The organism is Lentzea sp. JNUCC 0626, assembly GCF_043632865.1.
Classification (GTDB): Bacteria; Actinomycetota; Actinomycetes; order Mycobacteriales; family Pseudonocardiaceae; genus Lentzea.
In genome coordinates, this window is the sequence record NZ_CP171635.1 from 9,640,940 (window position 1) to 9,662,579 (window position 21,640).

The 21,640-nt window shown below is 69.3% G+C and carries 24 protein-coding genes; 11 read left to right on the forward strand and 13 right to left on the reverse strand.

Going from position 1 to position 21,640, the window contains the following annotated elements; all coding sequences use genetic code 11:
* Positions 1-18: 18 nt before the first annotated feature.
* The 5 genes from JNUCC0626_RS45350 to JNUCC0626_RS45370 all read right to left on the reverse strand — a co-directional run bounded on the left by JNUCC0626_RS45350 (position 19) and on the right by JNUCC0626_RS45370 (position 4,741).
* Entirely contained in the window at positions 19-1,851 is a 1,833-nt protein-coding gene (locus JNUCC0626_RS45350; protein ID WP_394616780.1) for a diguanylate cyclase domain-containing protein, read from the reverse strand.
* A complete protein-coding gene (locus JNUCC0626_RS45355) occupies positions 1,851-2,651 on the reverse strand; it encodes an SAM-dependent methyltransferase (protein WP_394616781.1) in 801 nt (266 codons plus the stop codon). The genes JNUCC0626_RS45350 and JNUCC0626_RS45355 overlap by 1 nt, the downstream gene beginning before the upstream one ends.
* A 100-nt stretch (positions 2,652-2,751) precedes the next feature.
* The gene (locus JNUCC0626_RS45360; RefSeq protein WP_394616782.1) at positions 2,752-3,195 is read right to left on the reverse strand and encodes a hypothetical protein; all 444 of its coding nucleotides are present in this window, start codon (positions 3,193-3,195) and stop codon (positions 2,752-2,754) included.
* Positions 3,173-3,790, reverse strand: coding sequence for an RNA polymerase sigma factor (locus tag JNUCC0626_RS45365; RefSeq protein WP_394616783.1), 618 nt, complete (start codon positions 3,788-3,790; stop codon positions 3,173-3,175). The genes JNUCC0626_RS45360 and JNUCC0626_RS45365 overlap by 23 nt, the downstream gene beginning before the upstream one ends.
* A 54-nt stretch (positions 3,791-3,844) precedes the next feature.
* Entirely contained in the window at positions 3,845-4,741 is an 897-nt protein-coding gene (locus JNUCC0626_RS45370; RefSeq protein WP_394616784.1) for a S8 family peptidase, read from the reverse strand.
* Here JNUCC0626_RS45370 and JNUCC0626_RS45375 point away from each other — a divergent pair.
* The 4 genes from JNUCC0626_RS45375 (at position 4,721) to JNUCC0626_RS45390 (ending at position 8,804) form a co-directional block, all read left to right on the forward strand.
* Complete coding sequence (locus JNUCC0626_RS45375; protein WP_394616785.1) at positions 4,721-5,125, forward strand: hypothetical protein; 405 nt, start codon at positions 4,721-4,723, stop codon at positions 5,123-5,125. The genes JNUCC0626_RS45370 and JNUCC0626_RS45375 overlap by 21 nt on opposite strands.
* The gene (locus tag JNUCC0626_RS45380; RefSeq protein ID WP_394616786.1) at positions 5,122-7,710 is read left to right on the forward strand and encodes a CHAT domain-containing protein; all 2,589 of its coding nucleotides are present in this window, start codon (positions 5,122-5,124) and stop codon (positions 7,708-7,710) included. The genes JNUCC0626_RS45375 and JNUCC0626_RS45380 overlap by 4 nt, the downstream gene beginning before the upstream one ends.
* Positions 7,711-7,795: 85 nt before the next feature.
* Positions 7,796-8,626, forward strand: a complete 831-nt coding sequence (locus JNUCC0626_RS45385; protein ID WP_394616787.1) for a helix-turn-helix domain-containing protein — start codon at positions 7,796-7,798, stop codon at positions 8,624-8,626.
* A 10-nt stretch (positions 8,627-8,636) separates the two neighbouring features.
* Entirely contained in the window at positions 8,637-8,804 is a 168-nt protein-coding gene (locus JNUCC0626_RS45390; RefSeq protein WP_394616788.1) for a DUF397 domain-containing protein, read from the forward strand.
* Here JNUCC0626_RS45390 and JNUCC0626_RS45395 read toward each other — a convergent pair.
* Entirely contained in the window at positions 8,786-9,559 is a 774-nt protein-coding gene (locus JNUCC0626_RS45395) for a hypothetical protein (protein WP_394616789.1), read from the reverse strand. The two genes, JNUCC0626_RS45390 and JNUCC0626_RS45395, sit on opposite strands and share 19 nt — an antisense overlap.
* A 71-nt stretch (positions 9,560-9,630) precedes the next feature.
* On the opposite strand from JNUCC0626_RS45395, the gene JNUCC0626_RS45400 reads away from it, so the two are divergent.
* Positions 9,631-11,181, forward strand: coding sequence for an FAD-binding oxidoreductase (locus JNUCC0626_RS45400; protein WP_394616790.1), 1,551 nt, complete (start codon positions 9,631-9,633; stop codon positions 11,179-11,181).
* Here the strand turns inward: JNUCC0626_RS45400 and JNUCC0626_RS45405 are convergent.
* Positions 11,144-11,416, reverse strand: a complete 273-nt coding sequence (locus tag JNUCC0626_RS45405; protein ID WP_394616791.1) for a YggT family protein — start codon at positions 11,414-11,416, stop codon at positions 11,144-11,146. The genes JNUCC0626_RS45400 and JNUCC0626_RS45405 overlap by 38 nt on opposite strands.
* 85 nt (positions 11,417-11,501) lie before the next feature.
* Here JNUCC0626_RS45405 and JNUCC0626_RS45410 point away from each other — a divergent pair, with 85 nt between their 5' ends.
* Together JNUCC0626_RS45410 and JNUCC0626_RS45415 are read left to right on the forward strand one after the other, a co-directional pair.
* On the forward strand, positions 11,502-11,831 hold the full coding sequence (locus JNUCC0626_RS45410) for a TfoX/Sxy family protein (RefSeq protein ID WP_394616792.1): 330 nt from the start codon (positions 11,502-11,504) through the stop codon (positions 11,829-11,831).
* Positions 11,828-12,619: a hypothetical protein gene (locus tag JNUCC0626_RS45415; RefSeq protein WP_394616793.1), complete on the forward strand. Its 792-nt coding sequence runs from the start codon at positions 11,828-11,830 to the stop codon at positions 12,617-12,619. The genes JNUCC0626_RS45410 and JNUCC0626_RS45415 overlap by 4 nt, the downstream gene beginning before the upstream one ends.
* Here JNUCC0626_RS45415 and JNUCC0626_RS45420 read toward each other — a convergent pair.
* Both JNUCC0626_RS45420 and JNUCC0626_RS45425 read right to left on the reverse strand, forming a co-directional pair.
* Positions 12,601-13,086, reverse strand: coding sequence for an RNA polymerase sigma factor (locus JNUCC0626_RS45420; RefSeq protein WP_394616794.1), 486 nt, complete (start codon positions 13,084-13,086; stop codon positions 12,601-12,603). The two genes, JNUCC0626_RS45415 and JNUCC0626_RS45420, sit on opposite strands and share 19 nt — an antisense overlap.
* Before the next feature lie 137 nt (positions 13,087-13,223).
* Positions 13,224-14,702 (reverse strand): Nramp family divalent metal transporter, encoded by a 1,479-nt coding sequence (locus tag JNUCC0626_RS45425; RefSeq protein ID WP_394616795.1) that lies wholly within the window; start codon positions 14,700-14,702, stop codon positions 13,224-13,226.
* Between the two features lie 183 nt (positions 14,703-14,885).
* Here JNUCC0626_RS45425 and JNUCC0626_RS45430 point away from each other — a divergent pair, with 183 nt between their 5' ends.
* From JNUCC0626_RS45430 to JNUCC0626_RS45440, 3 genes are read left to right on the forward strand one after another with little or no spacing between them, the layout of a single operon-like run.
* Positions 14,886-17,210, forward strand: coding sequence for an immune inhibitor A domain-containing protein (locus JNUCC0626_RS45430; protein WP_394616796.1), 2,325 nt, complete (start codon positions 14,886-14,888; stop codon positions 17,208-17,210).
* Between the two features lie 10 nt (positions 17,211-17,220).
* Positions 17,221-17,664: a nucleoside deaminase gene (locus JNUCC0626_RS45435; RefSeq protein WP_394616797.1), complete on the forward strand. Its 444-nt coding sequence runs from the start codon at positions 17,221-17,223 to the stop codon at positions 17,662-17,664.
* Between the two features lie 10 nt (positions 17,665-17,674).
* On the forward strand, positions 17,675-18,064 hold the full coding sequence (locus JNUCC0626_RS45440) for a hypothetical protein (protein WP_394616798.1): 390 nt from the start codon (positions 17,675-17,677) through the stop codon (positions 18,062-18,064).
* Here the strand turns inward: JNUCC0626_RS45440 and JNUCC0626_RS45445 are convergent.
* The 3 genes from JNUCC0626_RS45445 to JNUCC0626_RS45455 are packed head-to-tail and all read right to left on the reverse strand — an operon-like array spanning position 18,046 to position 20,265.
* Positions 18,046-18,414, reverse strand: a complete 369-nt coding sequence (locus JNUCC0626_RS45445) for an STAS domain-containing protein (RefSeq protein WP_394616799.1) — start codon at positions 18,412-18,414, stop codon at positions 18,046-18,048. The two genes, JNUCC0626_RS45440 and JNUCC0626_RS45445, sit on opposite strands and share 19 nt — an antisense overlap.
* Before the next feature lie 22 nt (positions 18,415-18,436).
* Positions 18,437-19,198 (reverse strand): iron-containing redox enzyme family protein, encoded by a 762-nt coding sequence (locus tag JNUCC0626_RS45450; RefSeq protein ID WP_394616800.1) that lies wholly within the window; start codon positions 19,196-19,198, stop codon positions 18,437-18,439.
* Positions 19,198-20,265, reverse strand: coding sequence for a carboxylate-amine ligase (locus tag JNUCC0626_RS45455; RefSeq protein WP_394616801.1), 1,068 nt, complete (start codon positions 20,263-20,265; stop codon positions 19,198-19,200). Before JNUCC0626_RS45455 ends, JNUCC0626_RS45450 begins: the two co-directional genes overlap by 1 nt.
* A gap of 49 nt (positions 20,266-20,314) precedes the next feature.
* Here JNUCC0626_RS45455 and JNUCC0626_RS45460 point away from each other — a divergent pair, with 49 nt between their 5' ends.
* Positions 20,315-21,226 (forward strand): DNA topoisomerase IB, encoded by a 912-nt coding sequence (locus JNUCC0626_RS45460; protein ID WP_394616802.1) that lies wholly within the window; start codon positions 20,315-20,317, stop codon positions 21,224-21,226.
* Here JNUCC0626_RS45460 and JNUCC0626_RS45465 read toward each other — a convergent pair.
* On the reverse strand, positions 21,213-21,638 hold the full coding sequence (locus JNUCC0626_RS45465; RefSeq protein ID WP_394616803.1) for a DUF4383 domain-containing protein: 426 nt from the start codon (positions 21,636-21,638) through the stop codon (positions 21,213-21,215). The two genes, JNUCC0626_RS45460 and JNUCC0626_RS45465, sit on opposite strands and share 14 nt — an antisense overlap.
* Between the last annotated feature and the right edge of the window lie 2 nt (positions 21,639-21,640).

Sequence of the window (21,640 nt, forward strand, 5' to 3'; positions counted from 1 at the left end):
CCTGACGGCCACGACCGCTCACCGCGTCACCACCAGGTCCACGCCCAACGCGCGCAGCTCGTCCGGGTCACCGGGCCCGCCGATCACGTGCACCCCGGCCGACCGCAGCAACGGCACCAGCAGCGCGAGTCCCTGCCGGGCCAGCCGTTCCGACGGGGGACGGGCCAGCCGGACGCCCCAGATCGGGTAGCGGTCCACAGTGGACAGCCCGGCGAACCCTCCGCCGAACTCGTGCAGCAGCACGTGCACGCCCATGTCGTGCAACACCTCGAGGTTGTCCTCGCCGTCCGGCAGCGCCCGCACGTCCAGCGCCAGGAACAGCGACGACGCCGGCAACGCGCAGGCCCGCAACGTCGACCGCACGTGCGCGGCGAGGTCCTGGTCGCGCGACTGGTCGCGGGACAGCCTGATCAGCACCGGTTCGCCGCGCGAGCACGCGTCCTGCAGCACCATCCGGCCGACGCGCGAGGCGAGGCCCAGGGCGTCCGCGTACGCCGCCACCTCGTCGTGGCCGAACGTGCCCCACCGCAGCGAGGCCTCCACGAAGGCCAGGTCTCCCGAGACCCACGACACCGGCGAGTACTCCACGGTGATCTCGCCGTTCTCGAAGGCTCCGGGCATGGCCGCGATCCGCGCGTACCGGGCACGACCGGTGGCGTCGGCCTCGTGGTCGTAGAGCGCCCACTGCCGCTTGCCGCCGGCCTCGGCTCTGCGCAACGTCGAGTGCGCGCGCCGCAGCACCGCGGTCGGGTCGACGCCGGGGCCGGACGTGTGCACGAAGCCGATCGACGTCGACACCGCGACACCGGCGCCCTGCAGGTACACCGGCTCGGAGAGTTCCTCGTCGATCGTCGCCGCGAGTGCCGCGACATCGGGGGAGCCGTGGATCAGCACCACGAACTCGTCGCCGCCGACGCGCGCGACAACGGCGTCCGGCAGCACGGCCCGCAACCGGCGGGCCACCTCGACCAGCACGGCGTCGCCCGCCGCGTAGCCGAGGCCGTCGTTGACGATCGTGAGGCTGTCGACGTCCAGGTACGCCAGGGTGTGCGGGTCGCCGGTGGCGAGCGCGGACTCCAGCTTGTCGGTGAACGACGCGCGGTTCGGCAGCCCGGTCAGCAGGTCCGTCAACGACTGGTGCCGCAGCCAGTCCTGGAGCATGCGCTGCTCGGTGACGTCCTCGATCAGCGCGACGTGGAACTTCGGCAGCCCGTCCGACCCGCGCAGCACGGACAGCACGACGTTGGCCCACACCGTGTCGCCGTTCTCCTGCGCGAGCTCCCACTCCCGCCGGTCGGTGTCCACAGAGGACTCCAGCATCCGCCGGCACGCCGCCGCCAGCGCCGCCGCGTCGGGTTCGGCGAAGAGTTCCTTGGGCATCTCCTCGTAACCGAGCATGGCCGCCAGCGCCTCGTTCGCCTCCACGACCGCGCCGTGCAGGTCGAAGATCGCGATGCCCACCGCCGTCGTCGCGAAGACCTGGGCGAACCGGGCCTCGCTGTCGTGCAGGTCGCGCTGCGCGTCCTCGACGGCCTTCAGCAGCGAGTCCCTGACCTTCTCCTGCTCGGCGAACAACTGGTCACGCGTCGCCCGCACGTACCCGGACGCGAGCGCGCCGAGCGTCTCGGGCGGGAACTCCGGACCGAGCACCTCCAGCGTGCGGCGCAACGAGTCAGGGCCGGTGAAACGCTTGCGCACCAACCATTCCCCGATGGCCACCGCGGCCTGCCCAGCACGCAGCCGGGCGGCGTGTTCGTCGAGGTGCTGCGTGAGCTTCCGCCGGGACATCGGGGAGTACGCGCTCTCGATCAGAACAGCCGCCCAGCGCTGTGCGAGCGGTGTGGCGGACATCAGGGCTTGCGACCCACCGCGGCGTAGAGGTTCGCCTTCGACGGTTCGTCGCCGACGTCCTCCGGCGACTCGGGCCGCCACTCGGGCGTGAAGACGATACCGGGCTCTACGATCTCGGTGCCCGCCAACATGTTCGCGACCTGGTCCTTGGTGCGCGGGGTGATCGGCTCCGCGGTCTTGGCGAAAATCTCCGCGCCGGCCGCCATGGCCGCCGGCATGCTGTCCGCGGTGAAGTGCGACAGCGCCAGGTAAGAGCCGGAGGGCAGCGATTCCACGTAGCGGGACAATACGCCCCAGGGGTCGTCCGAGTCAGGGATGAACTGGAGGACACCGACGACGAGTAGCCCGATCGGCTGAGAGAAGTCGAGGTGTTCCCTTGCCTGCGCAACGACTTTCTCCGGCTCGCGCAGGTCGGCGAGCAACGCCGTCACGTCCGGCTCGCCCGAGAGCATGAGCTCGGCGTGCGTGATCGCGACGGGCTCGAAGTCGACGTAGACGACCTTCGACTCCGGGGCGACCTCGTGCGCCACCTCGTGCACGTTGCCGACCGTCGGAATGCCCGACCCGAGGTCGAGGAACTGCCGCACCCCGAGCCCGGCGAGTTCCAGAACGGCCCGGCGCAGATAAGAACGGTTGAGCCGGGCCATCGCCCGCACGGGCAGCACCTTGATCAGCGCTTCCGCCGTTGCCCGATCCGCCTCGAAGTTGTGCCCACCGCCGAGCAGGTAGTCGTAGATCCGGGCGGAACTCGGGACGTCGACGTTGACACCTTCCGGAACCCAGCTGACTCGATCGACCACAGCAGCACACCTCTCGCGATGCGAATTCTGAGCGTCGACAACCCTACTGGCGGCAGGTGTGGGCCGAATGAGGGAATTCAGCGTTCACACGAATGGTGACTCAGAGGATGAACCAATCGGTGCAACCACTGGCGAACCGGAACTTCACCGGCCCCCGCGGCGCCACCCCCATCACGAACGACCCCAGTTCGTCCACTTCGGCCGTCTCGTGGTCGCCGCTCGGCGTCACGAGCGTGATCGGCCCGGACGCGGGCATCAGCTGACCGGTCACGCCCGCCGCCGACACCTCGACCTGCAACATCACGCCGTCCGCGTCGAACACCAGCTGCCGGGCCGTGGCCGTGGAGCGTGCACGGGCGAACAACGTGTCGTCGAGAACGGAGTCGTACGACGTGATGAGCAGCAGCTCCTCGTCGATGGTCCGCCAGGTGAAGGCGGCCTTGGCGGCCTCCACGAACTCCGGCGGGACCTCCTCGGAAGGTGTGCTCAACGCGTCGCGCAAGGCGTCGAGCAGTACTTCGTCACTGTCCCAGTCGTGCCGCACCCAGCACACCTCCTCTCTTGACCGGCGATCCCAGGAAGGCTGCGATCGCTGGAGTTTTCCGCAACTTCTCCAGGCAACGTATCCGCGTCGGGCCGATGCTGCCGACCGGCATCGCGAGCTCTTCGCTCACGACCTGGTAGCTCGGCGGCGGATCGGTCATCAGCTTCGTCAGCAACCGCTTGCACTGGTCCGTGAGCTCGGCGAACCCATCGCGCAACGCCTGCCGCCGCTCCACCGCCAGCAGGTCCGCCTCGACGTCCGCGTCCACCTGCTCCGACTCCAAGGCGTCCGATTCGGACAGTGGGTCGTACAGGTGCGTCCGCTGCTGCACGCGCAGCACGCGCAGACACTCGTTGCGGGTGGTCGTCATGATCCAGCCGGGCAGCGCCTCCGGCTCGCGGAGCCGTCCGATCTGCTCCACGAGCCGCAGCCACAGCGTCTGGTTCACGTCGGCCGCATCCGACGGGCGCAGCCGGTGCTTGTAGATCACCGACACCACCAGCGGCGTGTAACGGTCCACGATCTCGTTCCACGCCGACTGGTCGCCCTCGGCCGCCGCGCTCACGAGCGCGGCGATCGGGGATGCAGAGGTCACGTCGACTCCTTGCGGTCACAACTGGCGGAGGCCGAGGTTGCCTCGCAGATACAACTATTTGACGAAAATTCCGTAGCCGGGGTGGAAGACCGGCCCGGTGAGCAGCTTGTCACGCGCCTGACGTGCGTCGACGCCCTCGGACACCATCGTGGCGGCGATCCGGCCGGTGACCAGGGGAGCGGCGAACGACGTGCCGTACCAGTACGCCCACAGCGCGAACGGCGTAGCCGAGGCCTCGCCGGGCAGCTGCCACTCGCCCTTCAGGTACGTCGAGGCGCGGTTGCCGATGGCGCAGGCGTCGACCCAGTGACCCCAGTTCGAGTAGAACGCCGGGGCGAGCGAGCCGTCGCGTTCCTGCTGGGCGGCGGCGACGGCGGTGACCCCGCACAGCGCGGCGGGCCAGCTCGGCCGTTGCGTGCCCTGGTTGCCGGCGGACGCGACCACGACGATGTCCTCCGGCAGCGCCTCGATCGTGCGGCGCAGCGGTTCGGACGCCACGTCGTCCTCGGTGAAGCAGCCGAGCGACAGGTTCAGGACGTTGACCTTCTTGCGGCCCAGCTCGGTGATCTTGCGGCAGATCCGCTCCTCGTCACCGAACCCGTTGGGGTCGAGGCCGACCTCCGGGTCGAACGTGACGCCGGGCGCCGCGTTCTGGATGACGCCCGCGACGAACGTGCCGTGCCCGCCCTGCAACGCGAAGTTGTCGCCGCTCGCGTAGGCGGCGTCGACGTCGTCCGCCTCCTTGGCGTAGCGGCCGTCGAACCAGTCGGAGTGCTCGCTGCTCGCACCCTGCGAGATGCCGGTGTCGATGATGCCGACCCGGACGTCCTTCAGTCGCTCGTCGAACTTCGGCGCCACGACCGGGTCCGTCGGGTAGGGACGGTCGCCGGGGTTGCCCATGACCAGACCGCCGTGGCCGACGATCACGTGGTGCGGCTGCACGAGCGGCACGCGCTCGTTCGGCCAGTTCCGCTGATCCCGCAGCAGACGAACAATGCGCGGAATGTCCTCGGCGTTGTTCGGCAACGTCAATCGTGCCAATCCGGCGAATCCCTCGCCGGGCCGCGCGCCGATGTTGTTTTCGCGCAGCTTTTCGATCACGCGTTGTTGATCCTCGGCTCCGACGAGCAACTGCCCCGGCCGATAAAGGAATTCACGCCCGCGTTCGGCGTGGAAGCTGATGTTCTTGTCCTCGGCGATGAGCTGCAGGAAAGCTCTTTGGTAAAGCTCCGCGCTTTCTGGCGTTTTCGACACCACGGCCTCACTAAAGCAGCGTTGACGGGCACCCCGACCGAGCTTGATCAAGCTACCACAGCGGATAAAGTGTTGCCGTGACCGACTTTTCCGCCGAGGACGCGCTGGAGGCCAGGCAGCGCAACCCGCGCGCCGCCGTGGAGATGGCGCGCGCGGTGCTCCGCGCGACGGAAGACCGCTCGGAATCGTCGATCGCCGAGCGCGCGATCGGCCTCGCGCTGCGCGAGATGCACGACTTCCCCGGCGCCGCCCGGCACCTCCGCCGCTCGATCCGCATCGCCTCCGAGGCGGCGTTGCCGCGCCTGGCCGCGCTGGCGCAGATGAGCCTCGCGTGGGTGCTCGCCTACACGGGCAAGCAGAAGGCCGCGCTGACGCTGCTCGACGACGCCATGCCGGAACTGGCCGGTGCCGACTCGGTGGCCGCGCTGATGCAACGCGGCGTCGTCTTCCACTACCTGACTCGCTACGACGACGCGCAACGCGACTACACCGCCGCCATCGCCGGTGCCCGCCGTGTGGGGGACCAGCTGGTCGAAGCGCGCGCACTCAACAACCGCGGTCTCGTGCGCGCGTACGTCGGCAACATGCGCGAGGCGTCGGCCGACTTCTCCCTGGCCGCCTCGTTGCTGGGGGAGCTGGGCCAGGAACTCGGCGTCGCCGACGTCAACTGGAACGCGGGCATCATGGCCACGCGCGGCGGTGACGTGCCGGCCGCGCTGTCGTTGTTCGACCAGGCCGAGGACGTCTACCGCCGTCTCGACGTGATGCGCCCGGTGCTGCTGGTGAACCGCCTTGAACTGTTGGTCTCCGTGCCGCTGCTGGACGAGGCCCGCGCCGCCGCCGACCGCGCCATCGTCGAGCTGAAGGAGTTGAAGAACCCCCTGGGCGTCTCCGAGGCCCTGTACTTCCGCGCCCGCATCGCCCTGCTCGACGACGATCCCGACGCCGCCAACGCGTTCGCCGCCGAGGCCCGCCGCCGGTTCCGCCGCGAGCAACGCCTGCTGTGGGCCGCCGGGGCGCGGTATCTGGAACTGCACGCGGCCGTGCTGCGCGGTGACCGGTCCCGGCCGTTGCGCCTCGCGTTGTCGCGGGTGGCCGCCGAACTCGACGCGATGGACTGGCGCCTGCCGGCCCTGGAAGCCCGCATCGACGCCGGTCTGGTCGCCGCCGACCTCGGGCACCGCGCCCGTGCGGTGACCGAGCTGTCCGTCGCGGCGGCGGCCCGGCTGCGCGGCCCGGCGGGGCTGCGGGTGCGCGGCTGGTACGCGGAAGCGTTGCGCCGCAAGCTCTCCGGCGACGTCCGCGGCACGTCGTCGGCGTTGCGTCGCGGCATCGGGCTGCTCGACGAGTACCGGGTGTCGTTGGGAGCGGCCGAGTTGCGCGCCTCCGCCGGTGTGCAGGGGCAGGCGTTGGCGGCCGAGGGACTGGCGCTGGCGATGGCCTCGGGCAGTGCCTCGCGCGTGTTGTCGTGGACCGAGAGCTGGCGGGCCGGAGCGTTGCGGATGAAGTCCGTCTCGCCGCCGGACGATCCGCGCCTCGAAGACGCCCTCGCGTCGCTGCGCGCGGTCTCCGCCGACGTGGAATCCGCCGTGCTGGCCGGGAAACCGGCGGGTTCGTTGCGCGCCAAGCTGGTCCGCGCCGAACAACGCGTCCGCGACCTCACCCGCCAGGTGTCCGGTGAGGTCTCGGTCTTCAAGCCCCCGTCGGTCGCGTCGCTGGCCGCCGCTTTGGGTTCGTCGGCGCTGATCGAGTTCGTCGAGCACGACGGTTCGTTGCTGGCCGTGGTCCTGGCGGACGGCCGCGCCACCCTGCACTCGCTGGGCCCGGTCGACGGCGTGGTCCGCGAGATCCGCCTGCTCCGCTTCGCCCTGCACCGCCTGGTGACGCTGCCGCCTCAACTGCCGAACCTCGCCGTGGCACGGTCTTCCGCCTCGCACGCCGCGTCTTTGCTGGCCCGCCGCCTGCTGGAACCGCTGGCCGCACGCATCGACGGCAGGCCACTGGTGGTCGTGCCGACCGGCGCCCTCAACGGCCTGCCGTGGGCCGTGCTGAACCGCCAGGTGACCGTCGCCCCCTCGGCTTCCGTCTGGCTGCGCGCCTGGTCGGTCCCGGACGCCGCGGGCGAGGCCGTGCTCGCCGCGGGACCGCGGATGGCCGCCGCCCCCACCGAGATCAAGGCCATCAGCGCCCACGTCCCGGCCCGCGTGCTGGTCGACGCCGAGGCCACCGTGAGCGCCGTCGCGTCCTCAATGGACGGTGCCGCGCTGGCCCACATCGCCGCGCACGGCTCGTTCCGCGTGGACAACCCGCTGTTCTCCGCGCTCGAACTCGCCGACGGCCCGCTGACCGTCTACGACATCGAACGCCTGCGCCGCCCGCCGACGCTCGTCGTGCTGTCGGCGTGCGACACGGGCCAGTCGGCCGTGCGCCCCGGCGACGAACTGATGGGCTTCACCGCCGCGCTGCTGAGCCTGGGCACCCGGACGTTGATCGCGCCCGTGGTGCCGGTGCCGACCGACGGCACCGCCCCGGTCATGGTGGAACTGCACCAGAAACTCGCCGCCGGCATGGCCCCGGCCGAGGCGTTGGCCGCCGTGCAGCGAGCTGCCTCGGATGACGCCGCTTACGCTGCGGCAGTGGGGTTCGTCTGTTTCGGCGCGGGGTGATGGAGACCCTCCAACGACCATCTCTTCGGTTGTACTTGGCTCCAAACGGTGTCTGGCCGGGTGGAACCGGCCCTACTTTCCTGACATGCCAGTACGAGCCTCCACGATGCGCGGCCGCGAGTTCGCCGCGCTCGTTCGCGCGGCGGTCGATTCGACGGGGATGTCGCACCGCGCCATAGCCGAAGTGTTGGGGTGGGATCCGCAGAAGCTCTCGGACCTGCTCACGGGGAAGGGCGGGGTGACCGAGGTCGACTTCGCCCGGTTGCTCGGCCTTTGCCGGGTGACAGGAGAAGACTTCGACCACCTCATGGCCCTCTTCAAGGGGTCCAGGGAGAAGGGCTGGTGGCAGCACTACCAGGGGGTGATGCCGATCAAGATGCGCACGCTCGTCGAGCACGAGGCGGTCGTGAGCGAGTTGTACAGCTGGCACCTGACGCTGGTGCCGGGCCTGTTGCAGATCCCCGACTACATGCGGCCACTGTACGAGGTGTGGCCGAAGATCGAAGCCAAGGACATCGCCCTCCGCGTGGAGGCACGCGTGGCCAGGCAGCAGATCCTCGACGGCACGCGGAAGTTCTTCTTCTACGTGCACGAGCAGGCGTTGATGCTGCCCGTCGGTGGTGAGTCGGTGTGGCGCGACCAGTTGCACCACCTGCTGCGGATGTCCGTGCGGCCGAACATCACCGTCCGGGTCGTGCCCACGTCGATCGGCGCGCACGCCGGGGCGATGGGCGAGTTCAGCCTGATGAAGTTCAAGAAGATCCCGTCCATCGTTTACACGGACACGATGAACTCGGGCATCTTCATGGAGGACAAGGCGTCCGTCGACCTCTACACGGACATCCTGAAGTCCCTGGCTGGGGTGGCCTTGGATGCGGAACAATCGAGGAGGTTGATCACCGACATCGTCTCCTGAGGAGGCCACCGTGTGGCGTAAGAGCAGCTACAGCCCCGACGGCAACAACTGCGTGGAGATCGGCGCGGGAGTCGGTGTTCGGGACAGCAAGGCTCCAGCGGCGCACATCCCGGTGTCGGCGCGGGCCTGGGAGGCGTTCCTCGACTTGGCCAAGGGCGATCACTTCGGCCGTCGCTGAGCGTCCACCGCGTTCTCGGGGGTGCAGGTCACCATGCCCTGCGCCTCGGGTGACGGAGGAGGCTGGAACCACACGGTGACGGTGCCGTCCGCGAGGCGGGTGCCCTGGAGGCACCGGCCGCGCCGGGCGTCGGCGCTGATGCCGATGTCGGCGACACCCCAGGCCACGTAGACCCTGACGTCGGGTGCGGGCCAGGTGGTGCCGGTCTTCGCGTTCACCGGCAGCGGTGGGAGCTTCGCCTGCAGTGCCTTCCGCACGTCCTCCTCCGCGGGGGTGGGCGGGAGTTCCGCCAGCACCGCCTTGAAGGCGTTCTCGTAGCCGTCCGGGATTCCAGGGCGGAAGGGGTCCTGTGGGCAGTCGATGCGGTCAGGGCCGTTGTCGAGGCCGAAGTAGTTGAACTCCACCTGGTAGCAGGCCGTGACGGGGTCCTGCTTGCTGAACATGCCCTGGTGGCCGGGCATGTCGATGAGGAGGACCAGCCGGGCGCTGGGTTCCTCCGTGTCGACGAGGCGGTTGCCGATGTCGGTGGCTTCGAGGACCTCTGTGCCGCCGCAGCCGCTGTAGACGTCTTGCGCGCGGGCCGTGAACCTGGCCGCTGTGTCCGGCACCGGATACTTGGCCAGGCAGTGGGCGGTGTTCTCCGCGCTGTCGTCGGTCGAGGAGTTGCCGGGCGGCAGCGAGTTGACGTACCCGGCCGTTCCGGCCACGCCCACCAACACCAGCGCCAGCAAAGCCACTATCCCCCAGGGCTTCATGCGTCCCGACGGTAGTGCTTTTCAGTGCCGGGCATTCCAGAACCCGCTCGTTTCGCTTATGGTTGCTCGCCATGACAACGAGGTCGTGGTGGGGCTGGGGCAACGTCGAGGACGCCGTCACCCCGGAAGAGCGCCGTGCGCTGGTCGAACGGGTGCGGGCGGTGTTGCCGGACGCCGATCTGACGTTCCACGAGCCACCCGATCCCGCCTCGCTCGACGTGCCGGAGTCGCGTCTCGAACCGTCCGCGCTCCTCTCGACCGACCGCGTCGACCGGCTCGCGCACGCTCGCGGCCAGGCGTACCGCGACGTCACGCGGAACCTCGCCGGGGACGTCGGGCCGTTACCCGACGCCGTGGCGCGGCCGCGCACCGAGCAGGACGTCGTGGACGTGCTGGACTGGTGTTCTTCGCGGGGTGTCGCGGTGATTCCCTTCGGTGGCGGCACTTCCGTGGTCGGCGGGGTCGAACCGCGTGACCTCGATCGGGTCGTGACGCTCGACCTCGGGCACCTCGACCAGGTGCTGGAGGTCGATCCGGTCAGCCGGGCCGCGCGGATCCAGGCGGGGGTGTTCGGGCCGTCGCTGGAGGCGCAGCTCAAGCCTTTCGGCCTGACGTTGCGGCACTTCCCGCAGTCGTTCGAGTTCTCCACGCTCGGCGGCTGGCTCGCCACCCGCGCCGGCGGCCACTACGCGACGCTCTACACGCACATCGACGACCTGACGGAGTCGCTCAGGGTCGTGACGCCGCAAGGGATCTCCGAGTCACGGCGGTTGCCGGGTTCGGGGGCGGGGCCGTCGCCGGACCGGTTGTTCCTGGGGTCCGAAGGCACGTTGGGCGTGATCACCGAGGCCTGGATGCGCCTGCAGTCACCACCGGGTTTTCGTTCGGGGGCGTCGGTGCGGTTCGCGTCGTGGGAACGGGCCGTGGAGGCGACGCGGCTGATCGCGCAGTCCGGGCTCAACCCGGCCAACTGCCGTCTGCTGGACCCGGCCGAGGCGTTCCTCAACGCGGGCTCGCCGCAGTCCGTGCTGGTGCTGGCTTTTGAGTCGGCCGATCACCCGGTCGATGGGCTTCTGGCGCGTGCACTGGAGCTCTGCGGCGACGGCGAGGTGGTCGAGGGCGCGGCCGGACGGTGGCGGAAGTCGTTCCTGCGCATGCCGTACCAGCGGGACGCGATGGCGCAGCACGGGATGATCACCGAGACGTTCGAGACGGCCTGCACCTGGGACCGGTTCCCAGGCCTGCACGCGGCCGTCGTCGAGGCGGCGACCAAGGTGTTGCAGGAGGTGTGCGGCGTCGGCATCGTCACGTGCCGCTTCACCCACGTCTACCCGGACGGTCCCGCGCCCTATTACGGCATCTACGCGCCGGGTCGTTGGGGCAGCCTCACCGCGCAGTGGGACGAGATCAAGGCGGCGGTCTCCGAGGCGTTGATCAGCTCCGGCGGCACGATCACGCACCACCACGCCGTCGGCCGCGACCACATGCCCTGGTACGCGCGCCAACGGCCGGACGTCTTCCACGCGGCCCTGTCCGGTGCCAAGGCCGCGCTCGATCCTCAGGGCGTGCTCAACCCCGGGGTCCTCACCACACGATCGACCGCAGGATCAACGCCGCGATGAACACGACGGTGAACGCCAGGTCCAACCCGAACCCGCCGAACCGCACGGGCGGCAACACCTTGCGCACGGGCGCGAGCACGGGTTCGGTGATGCCGTGCGTCACCCGCCGCACCTTCCACACCCAGTCGCCGCGGGCCTGCAACGTGACGGCCCAGTCCACGATCATCCGGCCGATCATCACGACGATGAACAGCGTCAACACCCAGCCGACGATCCAGCCGATCAAGCCGAACAACTCGGGCCTCCTTATGTCCTGTATGTCCATGAAGCCACACGAAACTGAGAGGCGCCTGACAACTCGCTGAGACAGTATTCAGCGCATGGCGTACGACGAGGGCCTCGCGCACCGTCTCGGCGAGTCGCTCGGCGACCTGCCGGACCTCAGCACGCGCAAGATGTTCGGCACCCTGGTGTTCATGTGGCGGGGAAACATGCTGGTAGGAGCCCTGGGTTCCGACCTGCTCGCGCGCGTTGGCCCGGAGGCGCAGGAAGAGGCGCTGGGGTTGCCGGGCACGCGGGTGTTCGACTTCACCGGCAAGCCGATGAGGGGCTGGGTCGTCGTCGACGGCGAGGCGATCTCGGAGGACGAGGCCCTCGACTCGTGGCTCGCGCGCTGCCGCGACTTCGTGGAAGCCCTCCCGCCGAAGTGATCGACGAGGTCCGCGCGGCTCTCGCCGGCTACGGCCCGATGCGCGAGGTCGAGATGCCCGGCGGCGTCGTGTTCGAGTGGGACGGCGACGCGGTGGCGAGCGTCCAGAACGGCGTTGCGCGCGTCCGCGTCGAGGGCGGCTGGGCGACCGTGACCGGGGACGTGGGGACCGCCGTCCTGCTCGCCTGCCGGGTGGTGCTCGCGGAGTGCGTCGAGGGCTGGCACGAGGAGATCTGGGCGCTCGGCCCCGGCGCGTCTCAGGCGTTGCTGGCGCTCGTCCGGCACGACCCGGAACGCGAACAGCTGCAACGACTCCTGCTCGACCTCACCCACCGCCCCGAACTGCGGCAGCTCGCCGTCACGTGCCTCGGCCACATCGGCACGTTCGACCGCGCCGTGCTGCCCGAGGTGGTGCCGCGCCTGGAGGAACTCCTCGACGACCCGGTGCTGGGCGGCGTGGCGGAGGACGCGCTGGGTGACGTCGAGTCCGCCATCCACCCGTTCACGTTGTGGCGCAGGAATTCCGTGCCGTGGGTGGTCGTCGCACCGCCAGGCGACGCGGAGGTCGCCCGGCAGTGCGCGTTGGTCGAGGCACCCGACGAGGTGGTCGTGATCCCGCACGCCGACACGCTGCCGTCGTTGTACGAGTACGTGCGCGGGCTCTGCGGGCAGCCCGGCCTGCACTTCGTGCTCGAGTACGACGGCGACATCGCGGCCCTGCAGCCGTTGCTGGAGGACGAGGAGGATCAGACCGCCGTGATCGAGGGCCACTACCTGCTGGTCTGGTGACCCGCCACCACGGCACGAAGCCTGCTCAACGCGCGCATGCGGTTCCGTTGCACGGTCCCTTTGTGCACGCCCAGCAGTTGGCCGGCCTCCGTCAGGCTATGCCCGGCGATGTCGACCAGCAGCAGGGTGGTGGCCTGAATGCTCGTCAACCCCGCCAACAGCTCAGCGACGAACCGCTGTCCTTCGAACCCGGCGTCGTACGAGCCGGGCTCGACGTCCTCGCACAGCACCTGGCGCCGTTCGGCCCGCCAGCCGCTGCGCGCGAGGTTCAGCGCCGCGATGAGCACGTAGCCGTACGGGTTCGGGTGGGCGAGCAGGTCGCGTTGCCGCGACGCCGAACTCCGGAACCTGAGGTAGACCTCCTGCACCACGTCCTCGGCCTGGTCGCCTGCCAGCTGGGCGGTGCGCCTCCGCAGGCGTGGCAACAACTCCACGAACAGCACGTCGAAATCGGTGTTGCTGTGCACGAACTCCTCCAGTCGGCCGCGGCAATGACCCCCTATGCCACTGCTGCGGACCACAACTGGATCGACGTCGACACTAGCGCGGACCGGGATCGCGAAACCACCTGCGAAAGCAGTCATGCGATCCCGGCTCGGCCTCGTCAGAAGCGCACCAGCGGCCCTCCCGTGAAGAACTCGTAGACGAAGTTCACGAAGAAGAACCCGAAGAACACCACGTTCAGCACCAGGATCACGTGGTGCCACCACCGGGGCCGGGCCGGGCGCGGCAGCCGGGAGTTCAGGTACATCAACGCGAACGGGAACATCAGCGCGCCCAGGTTCGACATGTTCGCCGAGATCTGCACGAGTTCCACGGGCAGCGCGAGGTGCAGCGCGCCGGCGATGATCGCCAGCACCACCAGCATGAACGGGTAGTAGAACCGGCGCGGGTCGTCCTCGATCCTGCGCCGCAGCCGCGGTGAGACGGCGTGCACGGCGTCGGTGAAGTTGCGCACCAGCGCCTCGAAGATGCCGAGCTGCGTGGAGAACAGCACCAGCACCCCGACGATGAGCATCAGGTAGAACATGCCCTGGCCGTAGAGCAGGCCCAGCTGTTCGGCGGAGTACGTCGGCACGTTCGCCGCCGTCGGCTGCTGACCGGACACCGCGACGAGGTGCGCCATCAGCACCGTCGGGAGCAACATGCCGAGCATCGCGCCGACGAAGAACACCGCCCACTGGTCGATCAGCAGCAGCCGGTACCAGCGGCGCCACAACGAGGCGTTGGCCGGAGTGTCCACAAAGGTCACGCCGACCGGGCGCAGTTCCTGCTTGCCGCCGCGCAGGCCCGCGATGAACCCGACGTGGTGGCCCATGCCGTAACCCTTGTCGCGGTAGTGGCTCATGGCGTACCAGTTCAGCCCGGACGCCAGCGCCGTGAAGCCGGCGAGGCCGCCGAGCTGCGTCGCGGTGATGCCGGCCGGCGGCGCGGCCGGGGTCACGAGGCCGCGCACTCCCTCCCACCACACGGAGAACGGCACGATCGCGACCGTCACCACGACCAGCACCAGCAGCAGCGCGCCGACGAGCACCCAGTTCGTCAGCTCCAGCGTTCTCGACACCTTGCGGGCGCCCGCCGTGATCAGGAAGACCACGACGAGGAGGCCGATGGCGAGCAGCCGCACGTACTCGATCTCGTCAGGGCGGTAGCCGCGGCCCGCGATCAGGGCGAAGAGCCCCTGTCCGGCGCCCGCCGCCCAGCCGCCGAAGATGAACGCGAAGTAGAACAACCCCAGCGAGAGCGGTACCCAGAACTTCCAGCCCGGCGGCACCCGGCCCCAGCCGACGACCGGGGTCTCGCCCGTTGCCACGACGTAGCGGGCGATCTCCACGTTGTAGAACGTCTGCAGCAACGCCGACACCGTGATCACCCAGCCGATGCCGACGAAGCCGAACTTGCCGACCGCCTGCGGCCCGAGCAACCACTCGCCGCTGCCGATCGAGATGCCGAGCGCGATGAGGCTCGGGCCGATGACGAACTGGACGATCTGGACAGGCCCGAGCTTGCGGACCTTGAACACCTTCTCCGGTTCCGGCAGGTCCGCCAAGTCGAGCGGCGGCCTGCTCACTCCGATCTGCATCGACGACACTGTCGACCTCCCGGCCATGCGGGGAACGGAATCCACCACTTTCCCGACGTTCCGGGCGATCGGTCAACACCTGTGCGCGATCCCGGCTTGTCCCTTTTCTCCCGACCATCGGACGTGTCGAGACGCAGATCCCGAACGTAGGTTCCCCTCGGGATTCCTAGGAGGGGAACACAAGTGCGAAGAGTTCTGGCGGGAGCAGCGGCGCTCGCGCTCATCAGTGCCGGCATGGTCACACCGGCCACCGCGACGCCGCCCGTGCAGCCCGAGGTCCAGGAGACGCGGCAGTCCGACGAGCAGCCGCACGAGCTGGAGGTGAAGCGCCGCGCGTTGAAGCAGCAGGCGCTCGCCGACGTGCTGACCGGTCAGGTGAAGACCGAGAAGCGGGGGACCAGCACCGTCGCGAAGGTCGGCAAGAAGAAGGACAAGGACCAGTACGTCGAGCTCGAGCGGGAGAAGACCGACAAGATCTTCGTGATCCTGACGGAGTTCGGCAACGAGCGGCACCCCGACTACCCCGACCGCGACACCAACCCCGGCACGCCGGGGCCGCAGCGGTTCGACGGGCCGACGCACAACCAGATCCCGGAGCCCAACCGGGCCGTCGACAACACGACGATCTGGCGTCCCGACTTCAGCCAGAAGTACTTCCAGGACCTGTACTTCAGCCGCAAGAAGGACGCCAACTCCGTCGCGAACTTCTACGACAAGCAGTCGTCCGGCCGCTACACCGTCAACGGTCTCGTCACGGACTGGGTGAAGGTCAAGTACAACGAGGCGCGCTACGGCCGCAGCAACGGCTTCCCGTGCAACGACAACATCTGCAACAACTCGCGTGAGCTCATCAAGGACGCGGTGACGCAGTGGGTCGCCGACCAGAAGGCCGCCGGCAAGACCGACGCGCAGATCAAGGCGTCACTGGCCGAGTACGACGTCTGGGACCGGTACGACTACGACGGTGACGGCGACTTCAACGAGCCCGACGGCTACATCGACCACTTCCAGATCGTGCACGCGGGTGGCGACCAGGCCGACGGCGACCCGTTGCAGGGCGAGGACGCGCTGTGGAGCCACCGCGGCTACGCGTTCAAGAACTACACGACCGGCCCCGGCACCAACAAGCTCGGCGGCGCGCAGATCGGTGACACCGGCCTCTGGGTCGGCGACTACACCGTGCAGCCCGAGAACGGCGGCGTGAGCGTCTTCGCGCACGAGTTCGGCCACGACCTCGGCCTGCCGGACCACTACGACACCAACGGCGGCACGAACGGCGTCAACTGGTGGTCGATCATGGCGCAGAACCGGGTCAACGCGCCCGGCGAGGCGCCCGGCGAGCGCGCCAACGAGTTCTCCGCGTGGGACAAGCTCCAGCTCGGCTGGCTCGACTACGAGGTCGCCGTCGCCGGTCAGGAACGCGTCTTCGAACTCGGCCCGCACGAGTACAACAGCGCCAAGGCCCAGGGCCTCGTCGTCGTGCTGCCCGACATCTCGAAGGACTTCGACTACGGCGCCCCGTTCGCGGGCAGCAAGATGTGGTGGAGCGAGAAGGGCAACGACCTCGACCACTCCATGACGGCTCCGCTGGACCTGACCGGCAAGACGTCCGCGTCGCTGACGTTGAAGGCCCGCTTCGACATCGAGGCCGACTACGACTACCTCTACGTCGAAGCGTCCAATGAGGACGGCAGCTGGACCCAGCTCGACGGCACCGCCGGCGGCGTCCCGTTCGCCCGCGACTCCGGCAACTCGCCGGCGATCTCCAGCTCGTCCGGCAACCAGTGGGTCGACGTGAACGTGTCGCTGGACGCGTACGCCGGCAAGAACACCAAGCTGCGCTTCGCCTACCGCACCGACGGCGCGCTGGCGTTGCAGGGCTTCTTCGCCGACCAGATCGTGGTGACCGCCGACGGTTCCCCGGTGCTGACCGACGGCGGCGAGACCGCAGGCGTGTGGACCACCCGTGGCTTCCGCACGACCGCCGGTAAGGAAACGAAGACGTTCGACCAGTTCTACATCGCGTCGAACCGCACGTACGAGTCGTACGGCAAGTACAACCAGACCGGCCCGTACCGCTTCAGCTTCCCGGACAAGCCCGACTTCGTGGAGCACTTCCCGTACCAGGACGGCCTGCTGGTGTCGTTGTGGAACACCTCGTTCCTCGACAACAACGTCAGCGAGCACCCCGGCGAGGGCCTGATCCTGCCGATCGACGCCAACCCGGCCCCTCTGTACAACCTCGAGGGCCAGCGCTGGTCGCCGACCGTCAGCGGCTACGACGCGCCGTTCGGCCTGCAGAAGTCGGACTCCTTCACGTTGCGCGTCAACGGCAAGGCGTCCTACGTCCGCGGCGCCGCGGCCCAGCCGACGTTCGACGACACCAAGCAGTTCTGGTACGCCGAGCAGCCGAACGCGGGCGTGAAGCTCCCCGCTGTGGGCGTGGGGTTGAAGGTCCTGAGGCAGTCCGGCACGTCCATGACGGTGAAGTTGTTCAAGACCAAGTAGTTTGCAGTGCATGACAGCTGAGGAAATGCTGGCCGTCGCCGTCGAAGAGGCGCGGATGGGACTCGCCGAAGGCGGAATCCCCATCGGCGCGGCCCTCTTCGGCGGCGACGGCCGTCTGCTGGGCAGGGGCCACAACCGGCGCGTGCAGGACGGCGACGCCTCGATGCACGCCGAGACCTCGGCCTTCCGCAACGCCGGACGGCAGCGCAGCTACCGGGGCACCACGATGGTCACGACCCTGTCGCCGTGCTGGTACTGCAGCGGCCTGGTCCGCCAGTTCGGCATCTCTCACGTGCTGATCGGCGAGGCGACGACGTTCTACGGCGGCCACGACTGGCTGGCTGAGCACGGCGTGGGCGTCACCGTTGTCGAGGACGCCTCTTTGATCGAGCTGATGACTTCGTTCATCGCCGAGCGCCCCGAGCTCTGGTACGAGGACATCGGCCAGGACTAGCGTGTGCGCCGTGGCTGCTGTGCTGATCACCGGCGCGGACGAGGCCCTCGGCCGCGAGACCTCCCGCCTGCTCACGTCCGCGGGGCACACCGTGGTCGCCGAGGGTGCGGACCTGGACGTGCTGATCATCGACGCGGGTGCCGCGCCGGAGTTCGAGAGCGCCCTCGCTGAGGTGGTCCGGGTGTTGCAGGGGCACCTGCCGGCTTTGGAACGGTCGGCGGCTCCGAACGTCGTGATCACCGGCCACGGGGCGACCGCCGAGGCGATCGCGAACCTGGTTGCCGTGCAGTACGCGAGGTCGTTCCCCCGGTTGCGGATCAACGCCGTGGCCCCGGACGCGGCGGTCATCGCCACCGCCGCGCAGGCCGGACCGGACGGCGCCTACTTCGAGTCCGAGTAGCGAGCCGCCGCCTCGTCCACCGACCCCACGATCGTGAACACCAGGTCGAGCCCGGTCGCCTCGATCGGACGCAACGCCGCACGCGTCGAAGCCACCACCACGAACTCGACCCCGGCCTTCGAAGCACGCTGCTGTCCCAGCACCAGCGCCTCCAACCCGGCGGACCCGAGGAATCGCACCCCGCCGAGGTCCACGACGACGGCTCGCTGGCCCTCCGTCACGTGTGCGTCGAGCGGCCCGGTCAGTTCGCCGCTGGACGTGGTGTCGAGCTCACCGGACACCTGCAGCACGACGACGTCGGGCGCGATCCGGTTGACGACCACGGTGGCCAGGGCGGAGGGGTCGGGCACGCTGTCTCCCTTCAAGAGAATGTCAGCACCCCACGTTAACGCGGGGCTGTGGTGCCATCCAACGCCCCCTCAGTGACGTGCGGCCCGTCTGGAGCGACGACTGCACGTGCTGGGTGAGGCGGGCGTGCAGTTCGTGGCACGTGGTGAAGCCGAGGCGGACGTCCTCGGGTGGGCACTGGACGGGCAGCAGTTGGGCGAACGGGTCGCCGCCGATCGTGTCGACCGCGGTCAGGAAGCCGACGAGCGCGCCGACCAGGCGGCGGTGTGCGCCGAACAACGACAGCGCGTTCACCAGGGCGAGGGTCGGGGCGGGCATTTCGTCGACGCCGGTCGCCAGGTCGAGGTCGCGAAGCGTCACGGAGAACAGGACCGAGTGGGTGCGTTCGGAACGGCGGCCGTACGCGTCGCCGTGGAGGTCGCGCAGCACCGAACGCATCTCGCGGCGCGGCTGCCAGAAGGCGTGGTGCTTGCGGAGTTCCGCGAGGCCGTTCACCGAGAGAGCGGCGGGGGTGGTGACCTCGGTCAGCGACCTGAGTGACTCCTCCCAGCGGGCTTCCAGCGCGGCGTGGAACTGGGCGAGGGCCGGGTGTCCGGCCCAGCCGGGGGCGACGTCGTCGAAACCGCGCAGCTCGTAGCAGATCCACAGCGACAGCTGCAGGTCGTCGTCCTGCCAGGCGTCCCTGGTGCCGCCGCCGGCGAGCAGCGCGGGCCGGGGTGGGGGCGGCAGGCGCAGTGCCGCGACCAGGGCTGAGCTCATGTGGCCGCGGGGAGCGGGGAGGCGCATCAGGTTTCCTCACGCGTTCGGGCGATCAGCATGTCCACAAGGGACTCGGGGTCCGGGCAGCGTCGTTGCCGTGCGGCACCGCAGCCGTTGTGGCGCAACCAGTCCAACTGCTGCTCCACAGTAGACAGAGTGCCACGATCGCGCAGTGCGACCTCGACGTGCTCGACCAACGACACTGCCCGGTCGAACGCGGGGGAGAGTTTTCCGGTGTGTGGATCGGCGGCCAGTCCGTCGACCCCGTCGCGCGACGCCCGCCAATATGCCGCTCGCAGCACGGAATCGTCCACCCGTCCTTCGGAGGGTTCCGTCACGACTAGGGCCCGGATCAGCTCGGCGAGAACGGCGACTTCCGTTGCCAGCTGTGGAATGTCCGCAACGCGCACTTCAACCGTCGGATGATCGGCGGACGGGCGGACGTCCCAGTACACCATCGCCCTGTCCATCAACGCTTCCGAGCTGATCAACGCCTGCACGGTGCGGTCGTAGTCGGCGGGCCCGCGCCAGAACGGCGGCGGTCCGCTCACCGGCCAGCGCGACCACACCATCGACCGCCAGCTCGCGTAACCGGTGTCCTCCCCCTGGTAGTAAGGGGAATTGGCGCTCAACGCCAGCAACGTCGGCAGCCACACCCGCAGCTTGTTGGATGCCGACAACGCTTCGGCCGCTGATGAAACTCCTACGTGGACGTGCAGTCCGCACGCACCCGTTCCGGTCACGAGTCTTCGGTGGGAGTACTCGATCCGGTGATAGCGCGGGTCATCCGATCCGGGAGGCGGACCGGCCTCGCCGATCGGCGGCATCCCGGTGGCGACCAACCGGCACCCGGCCTGCTCGGCGGCGTCCACGAGCACCCGGCGCCCCAGCCGGACCTGCTCGGACAGCTCGTCGAAGTTCGAGGTCACCCCGGTCGCGATCTCGATCTGGAACGGCGTGAGCTCACCCTGCACGTCGAGGTCACCGGGCGCGCGCGAAACCTCCCGCACCCGTGGCGCCAGCGCTACCGGCCGCCGCGACGCGGGGTCCACGAGCAGGAACTCCTGCTCGACACCGACCGTGTAGTGACTCATCGGCGAGCGGGTACCCGCGTTCTGCGGAGATCAATCTTGGAGTGACCACTTGAGACTGAAGCGCAGCGATCCGGCCGGACCGGGCTGGACCAGACGGCGGCACGGCACCGGCTTCCGCTACCTCGACGAGCGCGGCCACGCCCTGCCCGCCGACGCCGTGAAACGGGTGAAAGCCCTGGTCATCCCACCCGCGTGGCAGGAGGTGTGGATCTGCGCGCACCCGAACGGCCACATCCAGGCGCTCGGCTACGACGACGCGGGCAGGCGCCAATACCTCTACCACGACCAGTGGCGCACAGACCGCGACGCCGAGAAGTTCGACCGGGTCCTCGAACTGGCCCCGAAGCTCAGGGCCTTCCGCGACCAGGTCGAGCAGGACATGACGTCACGCGGCCGCACGCGAGCGCTCGCCATCGCGCTCAGAATGCTCGACCTCGGCGTCTTCCGCGTGGGCCACGAGCAGTACGTGGAGGAGAACGGCACCCACGGCGTGACAACCCTGCTGTGCTCCCACATCAGCGTGCGCGCGGACAGGGTCCGCTTCCGCTTCCCCGCCAAGTCCGGCGTCGAGGTGGACGAGGAGATCACCGACGCCCGCCTCGCGAAAGCCCTCAGGCCACTGCTCCGGCGCAAGGCCGGGGACGACCGCGTCTTCGATCTCACCGCCGACGACGTCAACGACCGCTTCCGCGAGCTCGTCGGCGACCAGTTCAGTGCCAAGGACCTGCGCACCTGGCACGCCACGGTGTTCGCCGCGCAGGCGTTCGCGGCACAGCCCAAGCCGTCGAAGCGCGCGGTCAGCGCGGTGATGAAGGAGGTCGCGGAGAACCTCGGCAACACCCCGGCAGTGGCGAGGAAGTCCTACGTCGACCCGCGCCTGGTCGAGGCGTTCGAGCACGGCGACGTCATCGGCCGCGGCGATCCGGAACGTGCGGTGCTCAGGCTGCTCAGGCGGGCTTGACCACCGGCGCCTTGTCGCACTGCCGGCACCACGCGGCACCCTGCGCCGCCGCCAGGCAGGCGAACCCGGCGACGAAGTGCAGCGCGTTGGAGCCGGGGTTGACGTTCAGGAAGTTCACGACCTGCTCGTCGTACCGGGCGAGCCCGAGCCCGAACATCACCAGGTGCAGCATCGCGAGCAGAAGGCCCGTGCTGCTCAACGCCTTCAACCGCGCGTACGACGCCAGCAGCGCCAGACCGAACACCACGTGGATCACGTTCTGCAGCGGGTTCACCCGCAGCCCGAGGATCCAGGTGTCGGCCTCGCCCGCGAACGGCGAGAACCCGGTCACGAAGAACCCGGCCACTCCCCAGACGACGAGCAGCGCGCCAGTGCTGATCGCCAGCTTCTGGGGCCACCGCAACCGGTTCATGA

Excerpts from the sequence above, each read along its gene's own strand:
- JNUCC0626_RS45350 (WP_394616780.1), bottom strand. The coding sequence starts at position 1,851 with ATGTCCGCCACACCGCTCGCACAGCGCTGGGCGGCTGTTCTGATCGAG.
- JNUCC0626_RS45385 (WP_394616787.1), top strand. The coding sequence starts at position 7,796 with ATGCCAGTACGAGCCTCCACGATGCGCGGCCGCGAGTTCGCCGCGCTC.
- JNUCC0626_RS45395 (WP_394616789.1), bottom strand. The coding sequence starts at position 9,559 with ATGAAGCCCTGGGGGATAGTGGCTTTGCTGGCGCTGGTGTTGGTGGGC.
- JNUCC0626_RS45400 (WP_394616790.1), top strand. The coding sequence starts at position 9,631 with ATGACAACGAGGTCGTGGTGGGGCTGGGGCAACGTCGAGGACGCCGTC.
- JNUCC0626_RS45410 (WP_394616792.1), top strand. The coding sequence starts at position 11,502 with ATGGCGTACGACGAGGGCCTCGCGCACCGTCTCGGCGAGTCGCTCGGC.
- JNUCC0626_RS45425 (WP_394616795.1), bottom strand. The coding sequence starts at position 14,702 with ATGCAGATCGGAGTGAGCAGGCCGCCGCTCGACTTGGCGGACCTGCCG.
- JNUCC0626_RS45435 (WP_394616797.1), top strand. The coding sequence starts at position 17,221 with ATGACAGCTGAGGAAATGCTGGCCGTCGCCGTCGAAGAGGCGCGGATG.
- JNUCC0626_RS45450 (WP_394616800.1), bottom strand. The coding sequence starts at position 19,198 with ATGCGCCTCCCCGCTCCCCGCGGCCACATGAGCTCAGCCCTGGTCGCG.
- JNUCC0626_RS45455 (WP_394616801.1), bottom strand. The coding sequence starts at position 20,265 with ATGAGTCACTACACGGTCGGTGTCGAGCAGGAGTTCCTGCTCGTGGAC.
- JNUCC0626_RS45465 (WP_394616803.1), bottom strand. The coding sequence starts at position 21,638 with ATGAACCGGTTGCGGTGGCCCCAGAAGCTGGCGATCAGCACTGGCGCG.